The sequence below is a fragment of the Stenotrophomonas sp. GD03958 genome (genome assembly GCF_029839005.1).
In the GTDB taxonomy this organism is placed as follows: Bacteria; Pseudomonadota; Gammaproteobacteria; order Xanthomonadales; family Xanthomonadaceae; genus Stenotrophomonas; species Stenotrophomonas hibiscicola.
The window spans coordinates 1-21,188 of sequence record NZ_JAOBZT010000070.1; the positions used below are offsets into that span (position 1 = coordinate 1).

At 66.4% G+C, this 21,188-nt stretch carries 17 protein-coding genes and 2 pseudogenes; 10 read left to right on the forward strand and 9 right to left on the reverse strand.

Translation table 11 applies throughout. The annotated features are described in order from the left end of the window. Nucleotides 1–125: 125 nt before the first annotated feature. Both N5C25_RS16845 and N5C25_RS16850 read right to left on the reverse strand, forming a co-directional pair. Nucleotides 126–917, reverse strand: a complete 792-nt coding sequence (locus N5C25_RS16845) for an ABC transporter permease (RefSeq protein WP_005411568.1) — start codon at nucleotides 915–917, stop codon at nucleotides 126–128. Continuing rightward, nucleotides 914–1,882, reverse strand: a complete 969-nt coding sequence (locus tag N5C25_RS16850) for an ABC transporter ATP-binding protein (RefSeq protein ID WP_005411567.1) — start codon at nucleotides 1,880–1,882, stop codon at nucleotides 914–916. The genes N5C25_RS16845 and N5C25_RS16850 overlap by 4 nt, the downstream gene beginning before the upstream one ends. An 84-nt stretch (nucleotides 1,883–1,966) precedes the next feature. Here N5C25_RS16850 and N5C25_RS16855 point away from each other — a divergent pair, with 84 nt between their 5' ends. Further along, the gene (locus N5C25_RS16855; protein ID WP_024958208.1) at nucleotides 1,967–2,716 is read left to right on the forward strand and encodes a ferredoxin--NADP reductase; all 750 of its coding nucleotides are present in this window, start codon (nucleotides 1,967–1,969) and stop codon (nucleotides 2,714–2,716) included. Nucleotides 2,717–2,829: 113 nt separating this feature from the next. Here N5C25_RS16855 and N5C25_RS16860 read toward each other — a convergent pair whose 3' ends face one another. The 3 genes from N5C25_RS16860 to N5C25_RS16870 all read right to left on the reverse strand — a co-directional run bounded on the left by N5C25_RS16860 (nucleotide 2,830) and on the right by N5C25_RS16870 (nucleotide 6,063). Further along, on the reverse strand, nucleotides 2,830–3,999 hold the full coding sequence (locus N5C25_RS16860; protein ID WP_279937368.1) for a lytic polysaccharide monooxygenase: 1,170 nt from the start codon (nucleotides 3,997–3,999) through the stop codon (nucleotides 2,830–2,832). Between the two features lie 181 nt (nucleotides 4,000–4,180). Further along, nucleotides 4,181–5,347, reverse strand: a complete 1,167-nt coding sequence (locus N5C25_RS16865) for a lytic polysaccharide monooxygenase (protein WP_279937369.1) — start codon at nucleotides 5,345–5,347, stop codon at nucleotides 4,181–4,183. Between the two features lie 230 nt (nucleotides 5,348–5,577). Then, the gene (locus N5C25_RS16870; protein WP_058979107.1) at nucleotides 5,578–6,063 is read right to left on the reverse strand and encodes a DUF1203 domain-containing protein; all 486 of its coding nucleotides are present in this window, start codon (nucleotides 6,061–6,063) and stop codon (nucleotides 5,578–5,580) included. Nucleotides 6,064–6,358: 295 nt separating this feature from the next. On the opposite strand from N5C25_RS16870, the gene N5C25_RS16875 reads away from it, so the two are divergent. From N5C25_RS16875 to N5C25_RS16885, 3 genes are read left to right on the forward strand one after another with little or no spacing between them, the layout of a single operon-like run. Next, nucleotides 6,359–7,885: an alpha/beta fold hydrolase gene (locus N5C25_RS16875; protein WP_251103302.1), complete on the forward strand. Its 1,527-nt coding sequence runs from the start codon at nucleotides 6,359–6,361 to the stop codon at nucleotides 7,883–7,885. Continuing rightward, a complete protein-coding gene (locus N5C25_RS16880) occupies nucleotides 7,882–8,628 on the forward strand; it encodes an ATP-binding cassette domain-containing protein (protein ID WP_058979103.1) in 747 nt (248 codons plus the stop codon). Before N5C25_RS16875 ends, N5C25_RS16880 begins: the two co-directional genes overlap by 4 nt. Further along, nucleotides 8,625–9,809: an ABC transporter permease gene (locus N5C25_RS16885; RefSeq protein WP_058979100.1), complete on the forward strand. Its 1,185-nt coding sequence runs from the start codon at nucleotides 8,625–8,627 to the stop codon at nucleotides 9,807–9,809. Before N5C25_RS16880 ends, N5C25_RS16885 begins: the two co-directional genes overlap by 4 nt. A 24-nt stretch (nucleotides 9,810–9,833) precedes the next feature. Here the strand turns inward: N5C25_RS16885 and N5C25_RS16890 are convergent. Further along, nucleotides 9,834–10,540, reverse strand: a pseudogene (locus tag N5C25_RS16890) (transposase). 99 nt (nucleotides 10,541–10,639) lie between these two features. Next, nucleotides 10,640–11,437 (reverse strand): helix-turn-helix transcriptional regulator, encoded by a 798-nt coding sequence (locus tag N5C25_RS16895; RefSeq protein WP_279937375.1) that lies wholly within the window; start codon nucleotides 11,435–11,437, stop codon nucleotides 10,640–10,642. A 77-nt stretch (nucleotides 11,438–11,514) separates the two neighbouring features. Here N5C25_RS16895 and N5C25_RS20510 point away from each other — a divergent pair. Further along, nucleotides 11,515–11,768: pseudogene (locus tag N5C25_RS20510) on the forward strand (hypothetical protein). Between the two features lie 83 nt (nucleotides 11,769–11,851). On the opposite strand, the gene N5C25_RS16900 reads toward N5C25_RS20510, so the two are convergent. Both N5C25_RS16900 and N5C25_RS16905 read right to left on the reverse strand, forming a co-directional pair. Next, the gene (locus tag N5C25_RS16900; protein WP_019661670.1) at nucleotides 11,852–12,853 is read right to left on the reverse strand and encodes an energy transducer TonB; all 1,002 of its coding nucleotides are present in this window, start codon (nucleotides 12,851–12,853) and stop codon (nucleotides 11,852–11,854) included. A 201-nt stretch (nucleotides 12,854–13,054) separates the two neighbouring features. Next, nucleotides 13,055–13,696 (reverse strand): TIGR00645 family protein, encoded by a 642-nt coding sequence (locus tag N5C25_RS16905; RefSeq protein WP_019661669.1) that lies wholly within the window; start codon nucleotides 13,694–13,696, stop codon nucleotides 13,055–13,057. 110 nt (nucleotides 13,697–13,806) lie between these two features. On the opposite strand from N5C25_RS16905, the gene N5C25_RS16910 reads away from it, so the two are divergent. The 5 genes from N5C25_RS16910 to N5C25_RS16930 all read left to right on the forward strand — a co-directional run bounded on the left by N5C25_RS16910 (nucleotide 13,807) and on the right by N5C25_RS16930 (nucleotide 20,954). After that, on the forward strand, nucleotides 13,807–14,496 hold the full coding sequence (locus tag N5C25_RS16910) for a glutathione binding-like protein (protein ID WP_279937373.1): 690 nt from the start codon (nucleotides 13,807–13,809) through the stop codon (nucleotides 14,494–14,496). Between the two features lie 187 nt (nucleotides 14,497–14,683). Further along, complete coding sequence (locus N5C25_RS16915) at nucleotides 14,684–16,909, forward strand: S9 family peptidase (protein WP_251103304.1); 2,226 nt, start codon at nucleotides 14,684–14,686, stop codon at nucleotides 16,907–16,909. Nucleotides 16,910–16,934: 25 nt separating this feature from the next. Then, on the forward strand, nucleotides 16,935–17,450 hold the full coding sequence (locus N5C25_RS16920; RefSeq protein ID WP_251103305.1) for a cytochrome c oxidase assembly factor Coa1 family protein: 516 nt from the start codon (nucleotides 16,935–16,937) through the stop codon (nucleotides 17,448–17,450). A 295-nt stretch (nucleotides 17,451–17,745) separates the two neighbouring features. After that, a complete protein-coding gene (locus tag N5C25_RS16925) occupies nucleotides 17,746–19,116 on the forward strand; it encodes a M12 family metallo-peptidase (protein ID WP_251103306.1) in 1,371 nt (456 codons plus the stop codon). 38 nt (nucleotides 19,117–19,154) lie between these two features. Then, entirely contained in the window at nucleotides 19,155–20,954 is a 1,800-nt protein-coding gene (locus N5C25_RS16930; protein WP_251103307.1) for a DUF885 domain-containing protein, read from the forward strand. Nucleotides 20,955–21,188 lie beyond the last annotated feature (234 nt).

The window sequence follows — 21,188 nt, forward strand, 5'->3', positions numbered from 1 at the left end:
AGGATGGGTTTACGGCGTCCCCCGCAACCGGACCCACCCCCCGCCATCCCCCGGCTAGTCAGCTTTTGCCGTTGCCGTTGAAGTTGATTCGGCGGGTGCAGGGCCGCAGACCCTGCAGGCAAAACTCAGCTGCGCATGCCCACGCCGCGACGCAGCAGCCACAGCGCCAACGCCGTCAGCACCACCACGAAACCGATCATCAGGCCGTAGGCCACCGGCAGCGGTACATCGCTGCTGCCCAGCAGACCATAGCGGAACGCGTTGACCATGTAGAAGATCGGGTTGGCGTGCGTGGCCGCTTCGGCCCAGCCCGGCAGCAGCTTCACCGAATAGAACACGCCACCCAGGTAGGTCAGCGGGGTCAGGATGAAGGTCGGCACGATCGCCACGTCATCGAACTTCTTCGCATACACCGCGTTGATGAAGCCGGCCAGCGAGAAGATCGTCGCGCCCAGGATCACCGTGGTCAGCATCACCAGCGGGTGCGGGATGCGCACCGGGGTGAAGAACATCGCGATGATCAGCACGATCACGCCCACCATCAGGCCGCGCAGCACGGCGCCGGCCACGTAGCCCCACAGGATCACCCAGTTCGGCATCGGGCTGACCAGCAGTTCTTCCACGTGGCGGCCGAACTTGGCGCCAAAGAACGAGGAACTGATGTTGCCGTAGCTGTTCTGGATCACGCTCATCATCACCAGGCCCGGCACGATGAACTGCATGTAGGTGTAGCCGCCCATGTCACCCACGCGCGACCCGATCAGGTTGCCGAAGATCAGGAAGTACAGGGTCATGGTGATCGCCGGCGGCACCAGGGTCTGGCCCCAGATGCGCATGATGCGGGCGACTTCGCGGCGCACGATGGTCATCAGCGCGATGCGGTTGCGCTGGCCGTCGGTCAGCTCGGTGGTGCTCATGCAGGCTTCTCCAGGTTGCCGGTGAGGCGCACGAACAGCTCCTCCAGGCGGTTGCTCTTGGTACGCATCGAACGCACGCGGATACCGGCCTCGTTGAGCGTGGCGAACACGCGATTGAGGTCCATTGCGCGCGGCATGTCGATGTCCAGCGTGTGCGGGTCCGGCGCGGTCAGCGTCGCACCTTCGATCACCGGCAGCTGTGCCGGCAGGTCACCGTCGATGTCCAGCAGGAAGCCCTCCACGTCCAGCTTGGCCAGCAGGGTGCGCATCGGCCCCTGCTCGACGATCTGGCCATGGTTGATGATCGCCAGGTGGCGGCACAGGTACTCGGCTTCTTCCAGGTAGTGCGTGGTAAGGATGATCGTGGTGCCTGCGGCATTGATCTCCTTGAGCACGCGCCACATGTCGCGGCGGATCTCGATGTCCACGCCGGCGGTCGGCTCGTCCAGGATCAGCAGGCGCGGGCGGGTCATCATCGCGCGGGCGATCATCAGCCGGCGCTTCATGCCGCCGGACAGCGTGCGGCTCATTACCTGTGCCTTTTCCCACAGGTGCGCGCGCTTCAGTTCCTCTTCGGCGCGCTGCTCGGCTTCCTCGCGCGGTACGCCATAGAAGCCAGCGTAGTTCACCAGGATGTCGAAGGGCTTCTCGAACAGGTTGAAGTTGATTTCCTGGGGCACCAGCCCGATCAGGCGCATGGTGGCGCTGCGGTTGCGCACCAGGTCGCTGCCGAACACTTCCACCTGGCCCTCGCTGAGGTTGACCAGGGAGCTGATGATGCCGATCAGGGTCGACTTGCCGGCGCCATTGGGGCCGAGCAGGGCGAAGAAGTCGCCCGGGGCCACTTCCAGGGAAACCCCCTTCAGGGCCTGGGTGCCGTTGTCGTAGGTCTTGCGCAGGTCGCGCACGCGCAGGGCGGGCGCCGTATCGTTCTGGGATGCCAAGCTCGAAGCCTTCGCGCCCATGGGCTGGCGCTGGAGAGGGGCGGGGAGGGGCTATTATAGAAGACCCCGAGGGCTTGCCCCGGCTACACACTGTCCCGAAAAGTCGTGCCTGTTCAATTCCCCCTCAAGCTGGTCGGCTGCCGCATGCTGGCCCCGACCGTCGGCCACTACCAGTTCGTGCGTGACGATGGGCAGCCGCTGGATTTCCAGCCCGGCCAGTTCATCCAGGTCCATTTCAGCTACGCCGACGGCACCGAAACCAAGCGCAGCTACTCGCTGGCGACCATCCACGACCACGCGCTGGGCCCAGGCGAGGCGGTGGATATCGCCGTCAGTTTCGTGCCCGGTGGCGCCGCCACGGCCCTGTTCGAGGCACTGGAGCAGGGCGGCCAGATCAGTGCGTCCGGCCCCTATGGCCGGTTCTGCCTGAATCCCGGTGACCACAACGCCCGTTACCTGCTGATCGCCACCGGTACCGGCGTTACCCCGTACCGCTCGATGCTGCCGCTGCTGGAAAAGGCCATGGCCGAACGCGGTGTGCAGATCGTGCTGTTGCAGGGCGCGCGCAGCCCGGGCGAGTTGCTGTACAGCGAAGATTTTTACAGCTTCGCCGAAAAGCACCCGAACTTCCGTTATGTTCCGTGCCTGTCGCGTGAACTCCCGGCTGATCCGCACCCGGACGTACAGCACGGCTATGTGCAGCAGGCGCTGGCCGGCTTCACGCCGGACCCGGCCACCGACATCGCCTACCTGTGCGGCAACCCGGACATGGTCGATGCCTGTGCCGAGCTGCTGAAGGCCGCCGGCCTGGGCAACCCCCAGATCCGCCGCGAGAAGTACGTCAGCAGCAAGTAAGTCAGGGTAGTGCCGGCCGCTGGCCGGCAGCCCCACGAACCCTGGTAGTGCCGGCCGCTGGCCGGCAACTCCAAGAACCGGAGGCGGCGCCACGCCGCCCCCGGTGCCCTGCCTCAGTACGCGATCCAGGCATCGCGCCAGGCGAAACCGGTGCCCGGGCGATAGGCATCGGCGTTGATGTTGCACCACGCACCTTCCGGGAACGGTCGGCAGGCGTAGAGCTTGCCGTCGGTGCCCTTGACCACGGTTTCGCCCGGCGTGTAGCTGCCGATACCGGCCGGATACACGAAGTCGTAGTCGTCACCCGGCGGCGGATCGACCGGATCGACCGGGCCCGGCAGGCGGGTATCGATCTGGAACAGGTTGCCCGGCTTCAGGTAGACGCGGTTCTCGGTGGCCGAGGCGACCGGCGTGATCACGCCGTTCCTCATTACGCCCACACGCGCCTGCTGTGCACTGGCGTTGACCTTGCGGGCCAGCGCCAGCGGCCACTGGTTCGCAGCGGTCTGACCTGCGGCCAGGGTGATCTCCGGACGCTCCAGATCATTGCCCTGGGCGTTGAACACGCGCAGCGTCAGGGTGGTGCCTTCTTCCAACGCACCGCGGGCGGTGACCGGGCCGGCGTCCTGCCACTGCGGCGGCGGTTCAACGCCACCACCGCCTTCGAAGCGCACGTCCGCGCAGGTATAGAACGCTTCACCGGAATCCGAGCGCTGCCAGGTGTTGTAGATGATGTGCTGGCCGCTGCGCTTGGGCAGCGGGCAATCCAGCTTGTAGACGTCGCCGGAGACCGGCACGTTGCCCAGCGTGCAGAATTCCTGCAGGTCGGCCCAGCGCAGCGGGCTGCCCGGCTGCCAGCCGTCGCGGGTGACGTAGAACTTCCACTCGCGGGTAGCATGCGGAGCCGGTGCCTTGAACTCGAAGGTGTAGCGCCCGCGCGAATCGGCGCGGATCGGCGAGGTCGGCCAGTCACTGCGGTTCAGATCGAGGCCGCGGTACTTGCTGTTGCCGCCGCTGCACAACTCGCCATCTGGAACCACCGCTTGATGGTTGCCGTTGGCGTTGGCCTGGTTGACACCGGCCCAGTCGTAGAACGGCTGGGCGCCGCCGATGGCCTTGGCGGCGGCGCAGGCCGGGTTGGTCGGGTTTTCAGGATTTCCCTGGTAGCAGGAATAGACGCGGCTGGAGGGCTTGGACAGGGTGCCGTGGGCGAACGCGCTGCCTGAAGCGGCTACGCCGGCGATCACGGACAGCGCGAGGACGGCCCGCTGGGAAAGATGCATTGAGATTTCCTTTGGGTGGTGGAACCCCGCGAAGTCTCGGCATCCCGGTTGCCGGTATCCATCGGATTACTTTGAAAAACGCGTTGCGTTGTGTGGCGTGGGAGTGACTTCACACTCGCCTGCCAGCGCATCTCACACTTTGCAGGGAACGGTGCTCTGCCACCGTTCCTTGCACCCGGTCTCAGTACGCGATCCAGGCATCCCGCCAGGCAGCGCCGGTGCCAGGACGGTACGCCTCTGCATTGACGTTGCACCACGCGCCTTCAGGGAAGGGACGGCAGGCGTACAGCTTGCCGTCGGTGCCCTTCACCACGGTCTGGCCGGGCGTATAGCTGCCAAGACCGGCCGGGTACACATGGTCGAAATCACCGCCCGGCGACGGTGTACCCGGGTCCGGCACCTGGGTATCGAGCTGGAAGCGGTTGCCGTCCTTCAGGTACACGCGATTGTCGGTGGCCGACGCCGTCGGCGTGATCACGCCGTTGCTGAGCACACCCAGCCGCGCATGCTGTGCATCGGCATTGACCTTGCGTGCCAGCACCAGCGGCCACTGTGCCGGGGCTGTCTGGCCGCTGGCCAGAGTGGCCTCCACGCGCTCGACATCGTTGCCGTTGGCGTTGAACACGCGCAGCGCCAGCGTCGTGCCGACCGGCAGCTCACCGCGCGCAGTGACCGGGCCGGCATCCTGCCATTGCGGCGCTGGCGTGGTGCCGCCGCCCTGGAAGCGCACGTCCATGCAGGTGTAGAACGCTTCGGTCGAATCCGAGCGCTGCCAGGTGTTGTAGATCACGTGCTGGCCGCTGCGCTGCGGCAACGTGCACTGCAGCTTGTAGGTGCCATCGGCCGACAGCGGCGTATTGCCCAGCGTGCAGAATTCCTGCAGGTCGGCCCAGCGCAAGGGGCTGCCCGGCTGCCAGCCTTCGCGGGTGACGAAGAAGCGCCAGTCGCGCGTGGCATGCGGCGCGGTGGCCTTGAACACGAAGGTGAATCTGCCATTGGCATCAGGCTGGATCGGCGTGGTCTGCCAGTCGCTGCGGCCCACGTCCAGGCCGCGGAAGGTCGGGTTGTTGCCGCTGCACAGCTTGCCATCGGGCACCACCGCCTGGTGGTTGCCATTGGCGTTGGCCTGGTTGATGCCATTCCAGTCGTAGAACGCCTGCGAGCCGCCGATCGCCTTGGCGGCGGCACAGGCCGGGTTGGTCGGGTTCTCGGGATTGCCCTGGAAGCAGGCATAGACACGGCTGACCGGCGTGGTCATGGTGCCGTGGGCGGCTGCAGTGCCGGGCAGGCCGAGGCCTGCGGCGGCGAACGCGGTGGCCAGCAGCAACGGTGTGGATCGGAATGACATGGCGCATCCTTGTGGTCGTCGAAAGGGAACGGTGACCGCAGGCGTTGCGCTGCGCGGCGGACTTGCGGCGGCACCACCGCGAGTATCGAGTCGTGGTGCGGGCGGCGGAACCCTGGAAATGCCGATCCGTGACTGTGCATGTGAAGCCTTTCCCGCAGGCTTCACGCGGTGCTGAACGGATGCGCCAGCGGTCACGCGATCGGCGTGCCATCGATCACATGGAGGTGGCGCTACGTGGCGTTGATGCCGACCCGATCTGCCTGGCATGAGAAGCAGCCATGCGCTGCGTTGTGCAGCTGGACGAAGGCCACCGCTGGATCGGCGAAGATCGTGTCCAGCTGGGTGGCAACCTCGGAGCCGGCGCAGACCTGCGCACTGCGCATCAGCGCTGCGCGGTCGTAGGCACGCAACGAAATCATGCGGCGCTGCACATAAGGCGGCACTTCCCCGGCGGGCAGTACGCAACGGGTCACGCCGCGCTGCACGAAGATCGGGCCGGAGGCGCGATAGGGCGAGTGCAACGGCAGGTGCACATGGGACAGCAGGAGCAGTTCGCTGCCGCAGGGAGCATCGCTCAGGCTGATCCGGCAAGGGTGTCCTCCCGAATCGCCTGCCCAGCGGCGCTGGATTCCCAGTGCAGCCAGCGCGTTGTCACTCATCTCGAACAGGGGCAGGAAGGGGCGGTGGTCGATGCCACCGAGGTACCACGCGTGCATGGGCGTCTCCTGGGGCTGCGGCGGATTCTGCGCGTGCGCCGGCGGCCGTGCTCGCCGTTTTCAGACCCCGCATCGCCGTTGGGCCGGGGCACTGGCCCATGGGGGCTGCGGGCCGCCGCCGATGCCGCCCTGTGCCGGCCAAGGCCGAGGGGCAGGACCGTCTGGTCTGCGCGCCGTTGGCGGCGGATTCGTCATTGCCCATCGCCGTCGGCGCGCTGCCCGTGTAAGTTGGGTCACATCTTCCGCGGCAGCCCGTCGTGGTTGCCAGGAACGTCTTCCAGGGGAAACGAGCACGATGCAAAGACTCCACCTCGCGTTGGCCGCAGCGTTGGCCAGCCTGATGCTTGCCGGTTGCAGCCAGCCGCCGTCACCCGGCGCCGAGGGCGCCACTGACGCACCCGGCCGCCGCTTCGGCACGATCGATTTCCAGCCCTGCACGCTGTCCACGGTAGGTGCCAGCGCCAACGTGGAGGCGCAGTGCGCCACCCTGCAGGTGCCGGAGGACCGGGCCCAGCCTGACGGTCGCCGGATCGGCCTGCGTATCGCCTGGCTGGAATCGGGCAGCAGCGGCGCCAGCCAGCCGGATCCGGTGTTCTTCCTGGCCGGCGGCCCCGGCCAGGCGGCCAGCGAGGTGGCGGTCATCGTCGATACTGCACTGCGCCAGGTGCGCAAACAGCGCGACGTGTTCCTGATCGACCAGCGCGGCACCGGCGGTTCCAACCCGCTCAGCTGCCTGGGCGCGGACGGGAAGGAGCTGCCGATGGACGAGGATGCGGCGCCCTCCGAGGCCTTGCTGCGCGACTATGCCCAGCGATGCGCGGCTTCCCTGCAGGGACGTGCGGACGCACGTTTCTACACCACCACCGAAGCCATAGCAGACCTGGACGCAGTCCGCCAGGCCTTGGGCGTGGACCGGGTCAACCTGATCGGTGCGTCCTACGGCACCCGCGTGGCCCAGCGCTATGTGGGTACCTATCCACAGCACACCCGCAGCATCGTCATCGATGGCGTGGTGCCGAATGAGCTGGTGGTGGGCGGCGATTTCGCCAGGACATTCGAGGACGCGATCTCCCTGCAGTCGGCGCAGTGCCGCAAGGACGTTACCTGCAGCAAGCGCTTCCCGACCGATACCCGTGCGCAGCTGCGCAGCGTGGTCGAGACCCTGCGCCGTGCACCGGTTCCGGTCGAGTATCGCGACCCCGGCACCTACGGGACCCGGAAGGATGTGCTGACACCGGACAGCGTGGTGGGCCTGGCTTTTGCGTTTTCCTACGTACCCCAGTACGCCTCATTGCTGCCGCTGGTTCTTGATGAAGCCGCGCACGGCCGCTACGCGCCGCTCGCGTCGCTGGCACGCGGTGCGAACCGCAGCATGGATTTCCAGATCAACCGCGGGATGCATTGGTCGGTGATCTGCAGCGAAGATGCGCCGCGCTACCACGCGCCGGCCGAGGATCCCGAGCGGCTGTTTGGCAACGAGGTGGCCAGTGCGTTCTTCGCGGCCTGCCCGGTGTGGCCGCACCGTCCGGCGCCGGCAACCGATGCCGTGCCGCTGCGCAGCGACGTGCCGGCACTGCTGCTGTCCGGCGAGCTGGACCCGGTGACCCCGCCGCGCTACGCCGAACAGGTCCTCAAGGGCCTGCCCAATGGCCGCGCGCTGGTCGCCCGTGGGCAGGGCCATGGCACGTTGACCGCTGGCTGCATGCCGCGGCTGCTCGGCCAGTTCATCGACAAGACCGACGCCAAGGCACTGGATGCCGGCTGCCTGGACACGCTGAGCTACGTGCCGGCGTTCACCTCATTCAACGGATGGGAACCATGATCGTCGCCGACAACCTGCACAAGGCCTTCGATACCCGCACCGGCCGCATCCAGGCGGTCGCCAACGTCGGCTTCCGCGCCGGGGATGGCCGCATTACCGGCCTGCTGGGGCCCAATGGTGCCGGCAAGACCACCACCATGCGCATGCTGTACACGCTGATGACGCCCGATCAGGGCAGCATCACTGTCGACGGCATCGATGCGGCGCGCAATCCGGTGGAGGTGCGTCGCCACCTCGGCGTGCTGCCTGATGCGCGTGGCGTCTACAAGCGCCTGACTGCGCGCGAGAACATCGCCTACTTCGGCGAACTGCATGGCCTGTCGGCCGAGCGCATCCGCGAACGCATCGAGGTGCTCTCGCATGCGCTGGACATGAGTGACATCCTCGACCGCCAGACCGATGGCTTCTCGCAGGGCCAGCGCACCAAGACCGCGATTGCCCGCGCGCTGGTGCACGACCCTCGCAACGTCATTCTCGATGAGCCGACCAACGGCCTGGACGTGATGACCACGCGCGCGCTGCGCCGCTTCCTGCTGGGCCTGCGCGAAGAGGGTCGCTGCGTGATCCTGTCCAGCCACATCATGCAGGAGGTGGCCGCGCTGTGCGATCACATCGTGATCATCGCCAAGGGCACGGTGATGGCCGCCGGCAGCGCCGACGAACTGCGTGCGCAGGCCGGCGAATCCAACCTGGAAGATGCGTTCGTGAAACTGATCGGCAGTGAAGAGGGCCTGCACGCATGAGCATGATGTCGACCCTGATGACGGTGATGCGCAAGGAGCTGCGTGACCTGTCGCGTGACCGCCGCACGTTGCTTCTGACCCTGCTGTTCGGGCCACTGCTGTACCCGGTGCTGCTGCTGGGCATGGGCAAGCTGGCCGAGAGCCGGGTGCGCACCCAGATCGAACAACCGCTGCAGATTCCGACCATCGGTGCGGACAACGCGCCGAACCTGGTGCGCTTCCTCGCCGCGCAGGGGCTGAACACCGCACCGGCACCGAAGGACCTGGCCGAGGCCATCCGCACCCAGGACATCGATGTGGCGCTGCGCATCAGCGATGAGTTCGGCAAGGACTGGGCCGAGGGCAAGCCGGCGCTGGTGGAGGTGATCAAGGACAGCACACGTCGCGCGGCCGAAGTACCCAGTGCACGCCTGGAGGCGGCGCTGGCCACCTACAACGGCCAGGTCGGTGCCTTGCGCCTGATGGCACGCGGCATCGACGCACAGGTGGCACGCCCGCTGGACGTGGCGCGCCAGGACCTGGCCAGTGCCGAGGCCAAGCGTGGCATGATCCTGTCGATGCTGCTGCCGGTACTGCTGACGCTGACCTCGTTCATCGGTGGCGCCTACCTGGTGATGGACGCCACGGCCGGCGAGCGCGAGCGGCAGTCACTGGAACCCTTGCTGGCCACGCCGGGCTCGCGCAGTGCGATCGTCAGCGGCAAGATCGCCGCCGCCTGCGTGGTCGGTTTCGTGTCGCTGCTGCTGACCCTGGTCGCGTTCAAGGTGAGCGCGCAGATCGCGCCCGGCAACATCGGCCGCCAGTTCAACATGAATGTCGGCTCGATGCTGCAGATGCTGCTGGTGATGTTGCCGATGCTGCTGATCGGCACCTCGCTGCTTACCTTCCTGTCGGCTGCGGCCAAGAGCATGAAGGAAGCGCAGAGCCACATGACTTGGCTGATGCTGCTGCCGATGCTGCCTGGCTACGCCCTGGTGGCCTATCCGCTGAAGAGCGAGATGTGGCAGTACGCCGTGCCGTTCCTGTCGCAGAACCAGATGCTGCTGAAGGTGATCCGCCACGAGACCATCACCCCGACGGTCTGGGCGATCTACCTCGGTGCCAGCCTCGGCCTGGCCGCCGTACTGTGGTTCGCCGCCGTGCGCCGCTACCACAACGAGCGCCTGGCCATCTCTGGTTGACCCCAAAAAAGGGGACGGAGGGGATTAAGTCGTTTCTGCCCCTCCCGACCCCTCCTTGCGCGGGCGGCCTTGTCTTCGCATCGCCACCGGCCGCCCGAGCGTCTTCTCTACCATCCGCAGGAACGCAGCATCCCCCAACGGACGCTGTTTGGCGCTATGACTGCGGATTGCGGGCAGATCGGCGGACGCATTCACATCGCGCAGGAATCGCGCATACACCGCCGTCCTGTTGCGAGCGGTCGCGGCCAACGCTCTGAATGCGGGATGCGGGGTCAGCATGGGGTCATCGCGTCGTTGAAGGTTGCCGTGCACGCTGGACCACGGATGATCTTCAGCACTGACCGCAATGCCGGCACGAACGGGATTGCGTTCGATGTAGCGGTATACGCTGAGCAGGTAAGCGTCGCTGTCGATCATCGAGGAATGGAAGCGGCCCTGCCACAGGGGACCGGTGCGGCCGTGCCGCTGGTTGAAAGCCTGCACATAGTTGTTGCCCTGCATGCGCATTGCATCGGACAGCCCACGCTGCGTGGATGGCGTGGCCAGCAGGTGGATGTGGTTGTCCATCAGTACGCATGCAGTGCGACGCGGTGCTTGAGCAAAGCGCTGTGCAGCAGATGAAGGAACAGTTGCCGGTCGATGTCGTCGACAAAGATCGCACCCTTGTTCACACCGCGCTGGATCACGTGATAGGCCTGGCCGGCCAGCACCAGGCGCGCTTGTCGGGGCATGGGATTCCCAGGTCGAAGGGTGCCTCAGCCTGGCATCGGCACCGTGGCGTGGGGCATCAGGTAATGCCGCGCCGGCGTATCGGAGGAGTCAGAAGCGACTTAATCCCCTCCGTCCCCTTTTGCGTACCGCGCGGGCGTTACCCCCATCACGCGCTTGAACACGTTGATGAAGGAACTGGGCGTGTCGTAGCCCATCGACAGGGCGACGCTGATCACGGGTTCGCCTGCCAGCAGGCGTGGCAGTGACAGCAGCACGCGCAGGCGCTGCCGCCACTGGCTCAAGGTCATGCCAGTTTCGGCCTGCCAACGGCGGGCGAGACTGCGGCTGGACCGTCCGCTGGTGGCTGCCCACGCTTCGACGCTGCGAAGGTCGTCCGGCGACCGTGCCAGCGCCGCCGCGATCCGCCGCAACCGTCGATCCTGCGGTTGTGGCAGGGCAAGTGGCAAGGGAGTGCTGGCACGGATCTCATCGGCGATGACGCCGGCCAAGCGTGCCTGCGCAGCGTCCAGTGCCTGATGCGGCCAGCGCAGTGCCCGCGTCACCGCCGCCTGCAACAGCGCATCGGGTTGAAAAATACGGGGCAGCGGGGGCAGATCCAGGCCGGTATCGGCGCGGACGTACAGGCTCCAGCCATCGAATGCGTCTGCCCCTACCAGGGCGTGGGGCAGCAAGGGCGGTATCCAGGCAACATGCCCCGCCGGCAGCAGCCAGTGCAGGTCGCCGGCCTCGATCCGCAGCAGGCCGTGGTGGGCACCCAGCAACTGGCCGCGCACGTGCTGGTGGCGCGCGGTGCGCCGCCTTCCGGGCACGCGCAGCTGGCCGGCCAGCACGATGGGGCCGTCGTCGGCGTCCGCCAATGCCGGATCAATCAAGCCGGTCGGTGTCTGATCTGCCATATCCATTGGCAGTTATACGGCAGAAGCGCCGATCCGCGCGCGCCACACTGGCGCCCATTCCAACACGAGCCGCCCCGATGCAGCCCCAGGACATTCTTCCCGACCACCAGAACGAGGTACAGGTAAACGGGCTCACCGTGCGCAAGGGCAGCGTGGGCGCTTCCTCGCCAGCGTCCGTGACTGGCAGGACCCCGCCAGCGATGACGCCACCCGCGCCACCGCCGAAGCAGATCTGCGTGGGCTGCTGCCGGGCCTGCATGCGCTGGGCCTGTTCCAGGTGCTGGCCGCGCGCGATCCGGCACTGCAACGCCTGATTGACAGCCTCTCCTGAAGCGGACACGGCCCGGAGATGCCGGACCGTGTGGTCATTTTGGGGCGGAAACGACTTAATCCCCTCCGTCCCCTTTTCTGCGGTCAGCCGCCTGGCGCGAACACCAGGGTGCGGCGGGTGGTGACCGGCGCGCTGACCGGCTCGAAGCGCCAGCGCTTGACTGCGTTCAGGGCTTCGCGGTCGAAGGTGCGGCCGGAGGTTGCGCGCAGCACGCGGGCGTTGACCACCGAGCCGTCGGTACCGACCGTGATCTCCACCAGCACTTCGCCCGACGTTCCCGAACGCAGTGCCTCGGCCGGATAGCGCGGCGCCGGCGTACTGATCGGGCGCAGGGTGGGCGCGGCGGCAGCCGCGGCCTGGCGCGCCGCGCTGGCCTGCTGGGCCGCGGCCTGCTGCTGCTTCTGTTCGGCTTCGCGGCGTGCGGCGGCCTGGCGCTCGGCTTCCTGGCGTTCGTTGTCGCGGCGTGCGGCGTCCTGCTGGGCAGCGATCTGCTTGGCCGCGTCGGCTTCCTTGGCGCGTTGTTCGGCCAGGCGCTGCTGTTCGATCTGCTGCTTGCTGCGCTCCTCGGCGTCCTTCTTTGCCTTCTCCGCTTCGGTCTCGGTGCGCTTGGCCGCGTTTTCCACGCCCTTGGACAGACCGTCCTTCAGGCGCGGCAGGGCGGGCGCGGAGGCATCCACCTTCTCGATCAGTGCCACCAGGCGCTGTGCTTCGGTGTAGTCCTCGCGGCCCAGGTGCTGCTCGGCGGCGATCAGGGTGTAGGGCAGCAGGTCGGTCAGCGCGCTCTTCACCGAGGCGTCGTCCGGGGTCTTGTCGCGCAGGGCGAGGTAGTACTCGATGGCATTGTCGCCGGCCGGCGCGTACATGCGGTTCTCGCGCAGGGCCTGGCTGGCCGACTCACGCAGCTGCTCGGTGCCCATCGACTGCACCTTGGCGGCGACCACCGGTGCGGCCGGTGCAGCGGCGGTGGGCGCGGCGGCCGGAGCCGGTGCTGCGGATTCTTCCTTGCCCGAGCAGGCGGCCAGCGCCAGTGCCAAAGCAACCGGCAGCCACCGGCGCGCGGCGGTGATCGTTGAGACGTGCGACATCCTGCTCCCCTCTAGAAGACGACGTGACGTAAATCATTGATATGCATGGCCGGGACCCGTGGTCCAGGCGCGGCAGGGTGGCGTTTCCCGACGCCACCGCCGGCAACGGCGAGGATGCAATCTAGCATCCCGGCCACCGCCCCGCACAAGGGGTGGTGGCCGGGTGGGGCCGCAGTGATCATGTCGTGGCCGGCGGCGACCTCAGTGGTCGTGTGCCTTGTCGTGCGACTTGCTGTGGCCGTTGGACATCAGCTTGTCGGTCCAGGCGATGCCGATCGCCGACAGGATGAACACGCAGTGGATGATGGTCTGCCACAGCACACCTTCCTGGGTCATGGTCGTGCAGGTATCGACGCCAGCGTTGTAGAAACTGGTCGACGCCGAAGACACTGCCGCTGCCCATTGTTCCGGTTTGCACAGCGGCAGTCCCTTCAACGCGCTGGTGGCGATGAAGGTCTTCAGCAGGTGGATCGAGGAGATACCGATGATCGCCATCGCCAGCTTCACCTTCAGCACGCTGGCGTTGACGTGGCTCAGCCATTCCGGCTGGTCCGGGTGGCCTTCCAGGCGCAGGCGCGAGACGAAGGTCTCATAGCCGCCGACGATCACCATCACCAGCAGGTTGGAGATCATCACCACGTCGATCAGGCCCAGCACGATCAGCATGATCTGCTGTTCGCCCATCGACACCGAGTGGGACAGCAGGTGCCACAGTTCCTTGCCGAACAGGAACACGTAGACGCACTGGGCAAGGATCAGGCCCAGGTACAGCGGCAGCTGCAGCCAGCGCGAGGCGAAGATCAGCGAGGACAACGGGGACAAGGGACGAGGACTGTGGCTCATGCAGGACAGTGCGTTTCGGGGGAGCCGCGAGGTTACCGGCCCGCCATGACGGTGCCAACCCAACTCACGCACTAGACTTCAGGTTCCTTTCTGCACCCCGAGCCGCCGCCATGATCGACCTGTATTACTGGCCCACCCCGAACGGCCACAAAGTGACCCTGCTGCTGGAAGAAGCCGGCCTGGAGTACCGCATCCACCCGGTCAACATCGGCTCGGGTGACCAGTTCAAGCCAGAGTTCCTGGCCATCTCGCCGAACAACAAGATGCCGGCCATCGTCGACCATGCCCCGGCCGATGGCGGTGCTCCCCAGAGTGTGTTCGAGTCCGGCGCGATCCTGCTGTACCTGGCCGAGAAGACCGGCCGCTTCCTGCCCAGCGACGCGCGTGGCCGCGTGACCACGCTGGAATGGCTGTTCTGGCAGATGGCGGGCCTGGGCCCGATGAGTGGCCAGATGGGCCACTTCAACGTGTACGCGCCGGAGAAGATTCCCTATGCCATCGAGCGCTACGACAACGAGGTGCGCCGCCTGCACGGGGTGATGGACAAGCGCCTGGCCCAGCACGCCTTCCTGGCCGGCGATGAGTACACCATCGCCGACATGGCCAGCTACCCGTGGATCGGCGCCTATGACACGCTGCCGGTGGACTTCGCCGCGTTCCCGAACCTCAAGCGCTGGCATGAAGCGATTGCCGCACGCCCGGCCACCCAGCGCGCCTATGCCCTGCGCCAGCAGGTGAACCCCAACGCCGGCAAGCCGCTCAGCGACGAAGAGCGCAAGCACCTGTTCGGCCAGCGTTGAACTAGGACGGCGTCATTCACGCGTGACGTGGACCTACGGGTGGTGGGTGCCGACCGTTGGTCGGCACTCGTCCGCACTGCTATGGGCAGAAGGTCATGCTGCCTTCCCGCACGGGCTTGGTTAGGATGGGGGGACGACCGTCCCGCGCCCCGCGTGGAGGCGGACCTGCCGTTTGCCGGGATCCTCCATGCGCCACCTGTTCGCTTCGCTCGCCCTCATGCTTGCCACCACAACCGCTGCCCACGCTGAAAAGCTGACCCTGGAAGCCATCACCGGTCCGCTGCCGCTGTCCGGCCCGACCTTGATGAAGCCCAAGGTGGCACCGGACGGATCGCAGGTCAGCTTCCTGCGCGGCAAGGACAGCGACCGAAACCAGCTGGACCTGTGGACCTACGACATCGGTAGCGGCCAGACCCGGCTGCTGGTTGATTCCAAGGTGGTGCTGCCCGGCACCGAGACCCTCAGCGACGAGGAAAAGGCACGCCGCGAGCGCCAGCGCATCGCCGCGATGACCGGCATCGTTGATTACCAGTGGTCGCCGGACGCGCAGCGCCTGCTGTTCCCGCTGGGCGGCGAACTCTACCTGTACGACCTCAAGCAGCAGGGCCAGGCGGCCGTGCGCCAGCTGACCCACGGTGAAGGTTTCGCCACCGACGCCAAGCTGTCGCCCAAGGGCGGTTTCGTCAGCTTCATCCGCGGCCGCAACCTGTGGGTGATCGACCTGGCCAATGGCAAGCAGCTGCAGCTGACCCACGACGGCAGCACCACCATCGGCAACGGCGTGGCCGAGTTCGTCGCCGATGAGGAGATGGATCGCCACACCGGCTACTGGTGGGCGCCGGATGATTCGGCCATTGCCTTTGCCCGCATCGATGAATCGCCGGTGCCGGTACAGAAGCGCTACGAGGTCTATGCCGACCGCACCGACCTGATCGAGCAGCGTTACCCGGCCGCCGGCGACGCCAACGTGCGCGTGCAGCTGGGCGTGATCGCACCGGCCGCCGATGCGCAGCCGCGCTGGGTCGACCTCGGCAGGGAACAGGATATCTACCTGGCCCGCGTCGATTGGCGCGATCCGCAGCACCTGAGTTTCCAGCGCCAGTCGCGTGACCAGAAGCAGCTGGACCTGGTGGAAGTGGCGCTCGACTCCAACCGCCAGCGCGTGCTCGCCCACGAGACCAGCCCGACCTGGGTGCCGCTGCATAACAGCCTGCGCTTCCTGGAAGACGGCAGCGTGCTGTGGTCGTCCGAGCGTACCGGCTTCCAGCACCTGTACCGCATCGACAGCAAGGGCAAGACCACCGCGCTGACCCACGGCAACTGGCCGGTGGACGAACTGCTGGCGGTTGATGAGAAGGCCGGCAAGGCCTACTTCCGCGCCGGCATCGAAACCTCGCGCGAAAGCCAGATCTACGCGGTATCGCTGCAGGGCGGCGAGCCGCAGCGCCTGTCCAAGGCACCGGGCATGCACAGCGCCACGTTCGCCCGCAATGCCAGCGTCTATGTCGACAGCTGGTCCAACAGCACCACGCCGCCGCAGATCGAGCTGTTCCGCGCCAATGGCGAGAAGATCGCTACGCTGGTGGAGAACGACCTGGCCGATCCCAGGCACCCGTATGCGCGCTACCGCGACGCGCAGCGCCCGGTCGAGTTCGGCACGCTGACCGCCGCCGATGGCAAGACCCCACTGAACTACAGTCTGATCAAGCCGGCCGGGTTTGATCCGTCCAAGCGCTACCCGGTGGCGGTGTATGTCTATGGCGGCCCGGCCAGCCAGACCGTCACCGACAGCTGGCCCGGCCGCGGTGATCACCTGTTCAACCAGTACTTGGCCCAGCAGGGCTACGTGGTGTTCTCGCTGGACAACCGTGGCACCCCGCGCCGTGGCCGCGACTTCGGTGGTGCGCTGTATGGCAAGCAGGGCACGGTGGAAGTGACCGACCAGCTGCGCGGCGTGGCCTGGCTCAAGCAGCAGCCGTGGGTGGACCCGGCGCGCATTGGCGTGCAGGGCTGGTCCAACGGCGGTTACATGACCCTGATGCTGCTGGCCAAGGCCTCGAACCAGTACGCCTGCGGCGTGGCCGGTGCGCCGGTGACCGACTGGGGCCTGTACGACAGCCACTACACCGAACGCTACATGGATCTGCCGGCACGCAATGAAGCCGGTTATCGCGAAGCGCGCGTGCTGACCCATATCGACGGCCTGCGCTCGCCGCTGCTGCTGATCCACGGCATGGCCGACGACAACGTGCTGTTCACCAACTCGACCAGCCTGATGAGCGCGCTGCAGAAGCGTGCACAGCCGTTCGAGCTGATGACGTACCCGGGTGCCAAGCATGGCCTGTCGGGCGCCGATGCGCTGCATCGCTACCGCGTGGCCGAAGCCTTCCTGGGACGCTGCCTGAAACCCTGATCCGCAACCGGGAAGGAGCCCGCCGATGACCCTGCCACCGCCGATTCCCGCCCATCGCCAGACGTCCACCGGATGGTGGCGCCGCCACTGGCGCTGGGCGATGCCGCTGACGGTGGTGCTGGTGCTGGGCGGCGCCGGTGGCGTGGTGACCTGGAGCCTGTTGCGCTGGAGTGAGGCGGCACGCGAAAGTCCACCGATGCGCGAAGCGTTGCGCCGCGCGGGCTGCAGCATCGAACTGGTGGAAGCCTTCGGCGAGCCGCTGCATATCGAATCGATGCCGCTGGGCAGCATGCAGACCGCCATCAACGGCCAGCGCGACGTTGGCCTGACCGTTGCGTTGGAAGGGCCGCAGGCACGCGGGCGGTTGTTCGTGCAGGGCATCCGTCGTGACGATGTCTGGGACTACCCGGTGATGTACGTGCTGGCCGAAGACAAGCAGACCTTCGACCTGACGGCGCTGGATGACGACGAGGCTGCGGAGGAGTGCGAGCTGCGGGAATGCCGGGAGCGGGGTGGATGTGGGGTGGGGTTGGCGTTGTGACTGAACGACCGGCGGGGCCGAGGCTGTCGTGATCCGCCACAGTTGAATTCACTCTTGCCGGCCGGGACTCGGCTCCGCTCGGCATGTCTGGTGCGGGACTGATTGATTCCGACACTACGCGACGCTGATGAGACGGATCTCTATTGGTGCAGCCTTCAATCTTCACTGCTTCGATAGCTTGGATTGATAGTGAGGACGACGTCCCGGATTGCTGGCACAGGCTCCCTCCAATGATTGAGCCGTTGCAGCGCAGATCTGGCTGCAACGACTCACTTCATCCTGGAAGGAGCGTGTAATGCGAACGTATGCAATCAGGCGCGTGGTAGCACTGGCAGCGCTTGCGCTGCTTTCGATCACACCCGGCATGGCTGCCGAACCCTTCGTGGAGGTGCTCCCGGACGCACCATTGACAGGAGCAGAACAGCAGCTGCGCCGAGCTGGCGATGATGTGGACTGGGTGCGCCGGGTTCGCGTGAATGAGGTCGCCCTGGCTGCTGATGAGATCACTGTCGATCTCCACGACATGGTTCTTCACCTTGTCCGCGATCCTTCCGAGCCCCTGTTCGAGAGCGTCCAGAGTGTGATCTACCGGCCTGCGTGTGACGAAGGTGCACAACGGGAAGTGCGCTCTATCCCAGGTATGCAGTGGGTGGGCAGGGTGAAGACCGTTTCGCTGGATGTTGAAGGGAAGCCTGGGCCGCCCCCGTACGTGCGAATCTGGTCGGACGCTTCAGGAGCACATGCGAGATTCAGCCAAGGGTTCTGGCGTTACGCGCTGGACGGCGATCGACTGGTAAAGCGTGATGTGCGCCGCGCTCTGCGGGACGAGCGTGACGATGTGAGGGACCGGCGACCAGACCGGCCCGCTCCAGACCTTCCCCCAGGAATTGCCGCCGCAGGGAGCGCTGAAGGTCGCGATGTGATCCGGGTGGCGTACGGCTTTGCGGCCGGTGCCTTGGCAGATGGGCTGGATCCGGCAATCGAGCAGGTCAGGGCTGCGGTGATCGAGGCCAATGCCGGCTTTGCAGCAAGTGGTATTGAACTGGAACTGCAGACGGCGGCCAACGCACTTCCGGGGTACCGCGAAACCACGCTTGATCAGACTCTCGATGACATCGCAAAGGGCAGGCAAGGGCCCCTCTGGCTGCTGCACGTTGCGCGGGAAGGCGAGCGAGCCGACGTAATGGTGATGATCATCGATACACATTCGGGGGCTCCTGCATGCGGATTGGCCCAGCAGGTCCTGGCGACCCGGGAAACAGCCTTTCTTGCCGTCGAGCGCAGATGTCTGGACCACCACACCCTTGCGCATGAGATGGGCCATCTGCTGGGAGCAGATCATGATCCCGAGAACGCGGCACTTGATCCTCCAAGATTCGCATACGGGCATGGCTATCAATTCAACGCGGAAGACGCGCTTGGCTGGCGTACCGTCATGGCCTTGGAGTGCGGCGACCGGACCTGCCCGCGGGTGAACATCTGGTCATCTCCGCTCATCCAGCATGAGGGCGTGCCAACGGGCTCCGCTGATCTTCACGACAATGCAAGGGTCCTGCGCGAAACGAAGGGCATCGTAGCCAGCTTCTATCCGGATCCGCCATCGCATGATCCCGATGTCCTCGATGCGGCCGCCATGACCTCCAGCCGATTGTCGCCATCGCCGTGAGCGCGTAGGGTGCGGGCAACCCTTTGCTGGAGTGTCCCATGAAGCCGATTGCGCTCGCCGTTGCCCTGGCCCTGACTGCTGCACCGCTGCTGTCCGCACCACCGGCGCTGGCGGCACCCACCGCCAAGGCCGCCACCCCGGCCAGCCCCGCCTGGGTCGCCCGCAGCAATGCACTGGCGCAGATCCTGCTTGATGCGCAGGGCCCGTTCCAGCCGGAGGAAACCGGCTTCTTCGGCGTTCCCGGCTACGACGACAAGGTGGCCGATCTTGGCCCGGACAACAGCAAGCGCTATCGCGCGGCGATGGCCAAGGCCCGCGACGAACTGAAGGCAAAGCTGGCCGCCGAAAAGGATCCCAATGTCCGCCAGGACCTGGAGATCATGATCCATGCCGCCAGCCAGAACATCGAAGGCAGCGAGCTCAACGAGAAGTACCTGCTGCCGTGGAGCGATGCGCCGCAGACCGTGTTCAGCGGCCTCAACCTGCTGCTGTCCGACCAGGTGCCGGCCGAGCGCCGGGCCAAGGCGGTCGACCGCCTCAAGGCCTATGCCGGCCTGCAGCCGGGCGGCACCGCCTTCACCACGCTGGCGCGCCAGCGCTACGAGGAACGGCTGAAGGACAGCAGCCTGCTGCAGCCGACGAAGATCGAAGTGCAGCAGTCGCTGGACAACGTCGAGACCTACATCACCGGTATCGAGTCGCTGCTGAAGAAGTACCAGATTGCCGGCGCCGATGAAGCGATGAAGGCCCTGGCCGGGCAGATGAAGGACTACGCCAGCTGGACGCGCACGAGCGTACTGCCGAAGGCACGTGCCGATGAACGCCTGCCGGCGCCGCTGTACGCCTACCAGCTCAAGCAGGTCGGCATCGACATCGACCCGAAGCTGCTGATGCAGCGCGCGCAGCTGGAATTCATGGAAACCCGCTCGGCGATGCAGCAGCTGGCGCCGCTGGTGGCGAAGGACAAGGGCCTGAAGGTGGCCGACCCGAGCGACCCGGTGGCGGTGATCCGCGCACTGAAGGCCGACAAGATTGCCGACGACCAACTGGAAGGCCACTACCGCAAGGTGATCGACGCGATCGATCCGCTGATCCGCGAGCACGCCATCGTTGACGTACCCAAGCGCGCGATGCAGATGCGCCTGGGTTCGGCCGCCGAGAGCGCAGCCAGCCCGGCCCCGCATTTCCTGCCGGCACCACTGGTCAACAACACCGGGCAGCAGGGCACCTTCGTGCTGCCGCTGGGCAACCCGGCTGCGGGCCCGGGTGCGCAGTACGACGATTTCAACTTCGGTGCGGCGGCGTGGACGCTGAGCGCGCATGAAGGCCGCCCCGGCCACGAACTGCAGTTCACCGCGATGGTCGAGCGTGGCGTGTCGCTGGCGCGCACCATGTTCGCGTTCAATTCGGTGAACGTGGAAGGCTGGGCGCTGTACGCCGAAGCGGAAATGGTGCCCTACGAGCCGCTGGACGGGCAGATGATCGCCCTGCAGTTCCGCCTGCTGCGTGCGGCCCGCGCCATGCTTGACCCGATGCTCAACCTGGGCCTGACCGACCGTGCCAACGGCGAACGCGTGCTGATCGAACAGGTTGGCCTGTCCAAGGCGATGGCCACCCAGGAACTGGACCGCTATACCGTGCGCATGCCCGGCCAGGCGGGCAGCTACTTCTACGGCTACACCCGCATCCTGGAACTGCGCATGCAGACCGAGCTGGCGCTGGGCGCGAAGTTCGACCGCCTGGCGTTCAACAACTTCCTGCTCGACCAGGGCCTGCTGCCGCCGGACCAGCTGGCCGACGCAGTGAACAAGGTATTCGTGCCGAAGTACAAGCGCTGAGCATCACCGGTAGTGCCGGCCGCTGGCCGGCAATCATTGGTGGTAGATGCCGACCTTGGTCGGCGCTGTGGGTTTCGTGCCAACCAAGGTTGGCACCTACCAGAGCGATGGGTCGGTTGTTGCAGGGGTAGTGCCGGCCGCTGGCCGGCAATCATTGGTGGTAGATGCCGACCTTGGTCGGCGCTGTGGGTTTCGTGCCAACCAAGGTTGGCACCCACCAGAGCGATGCGCCGG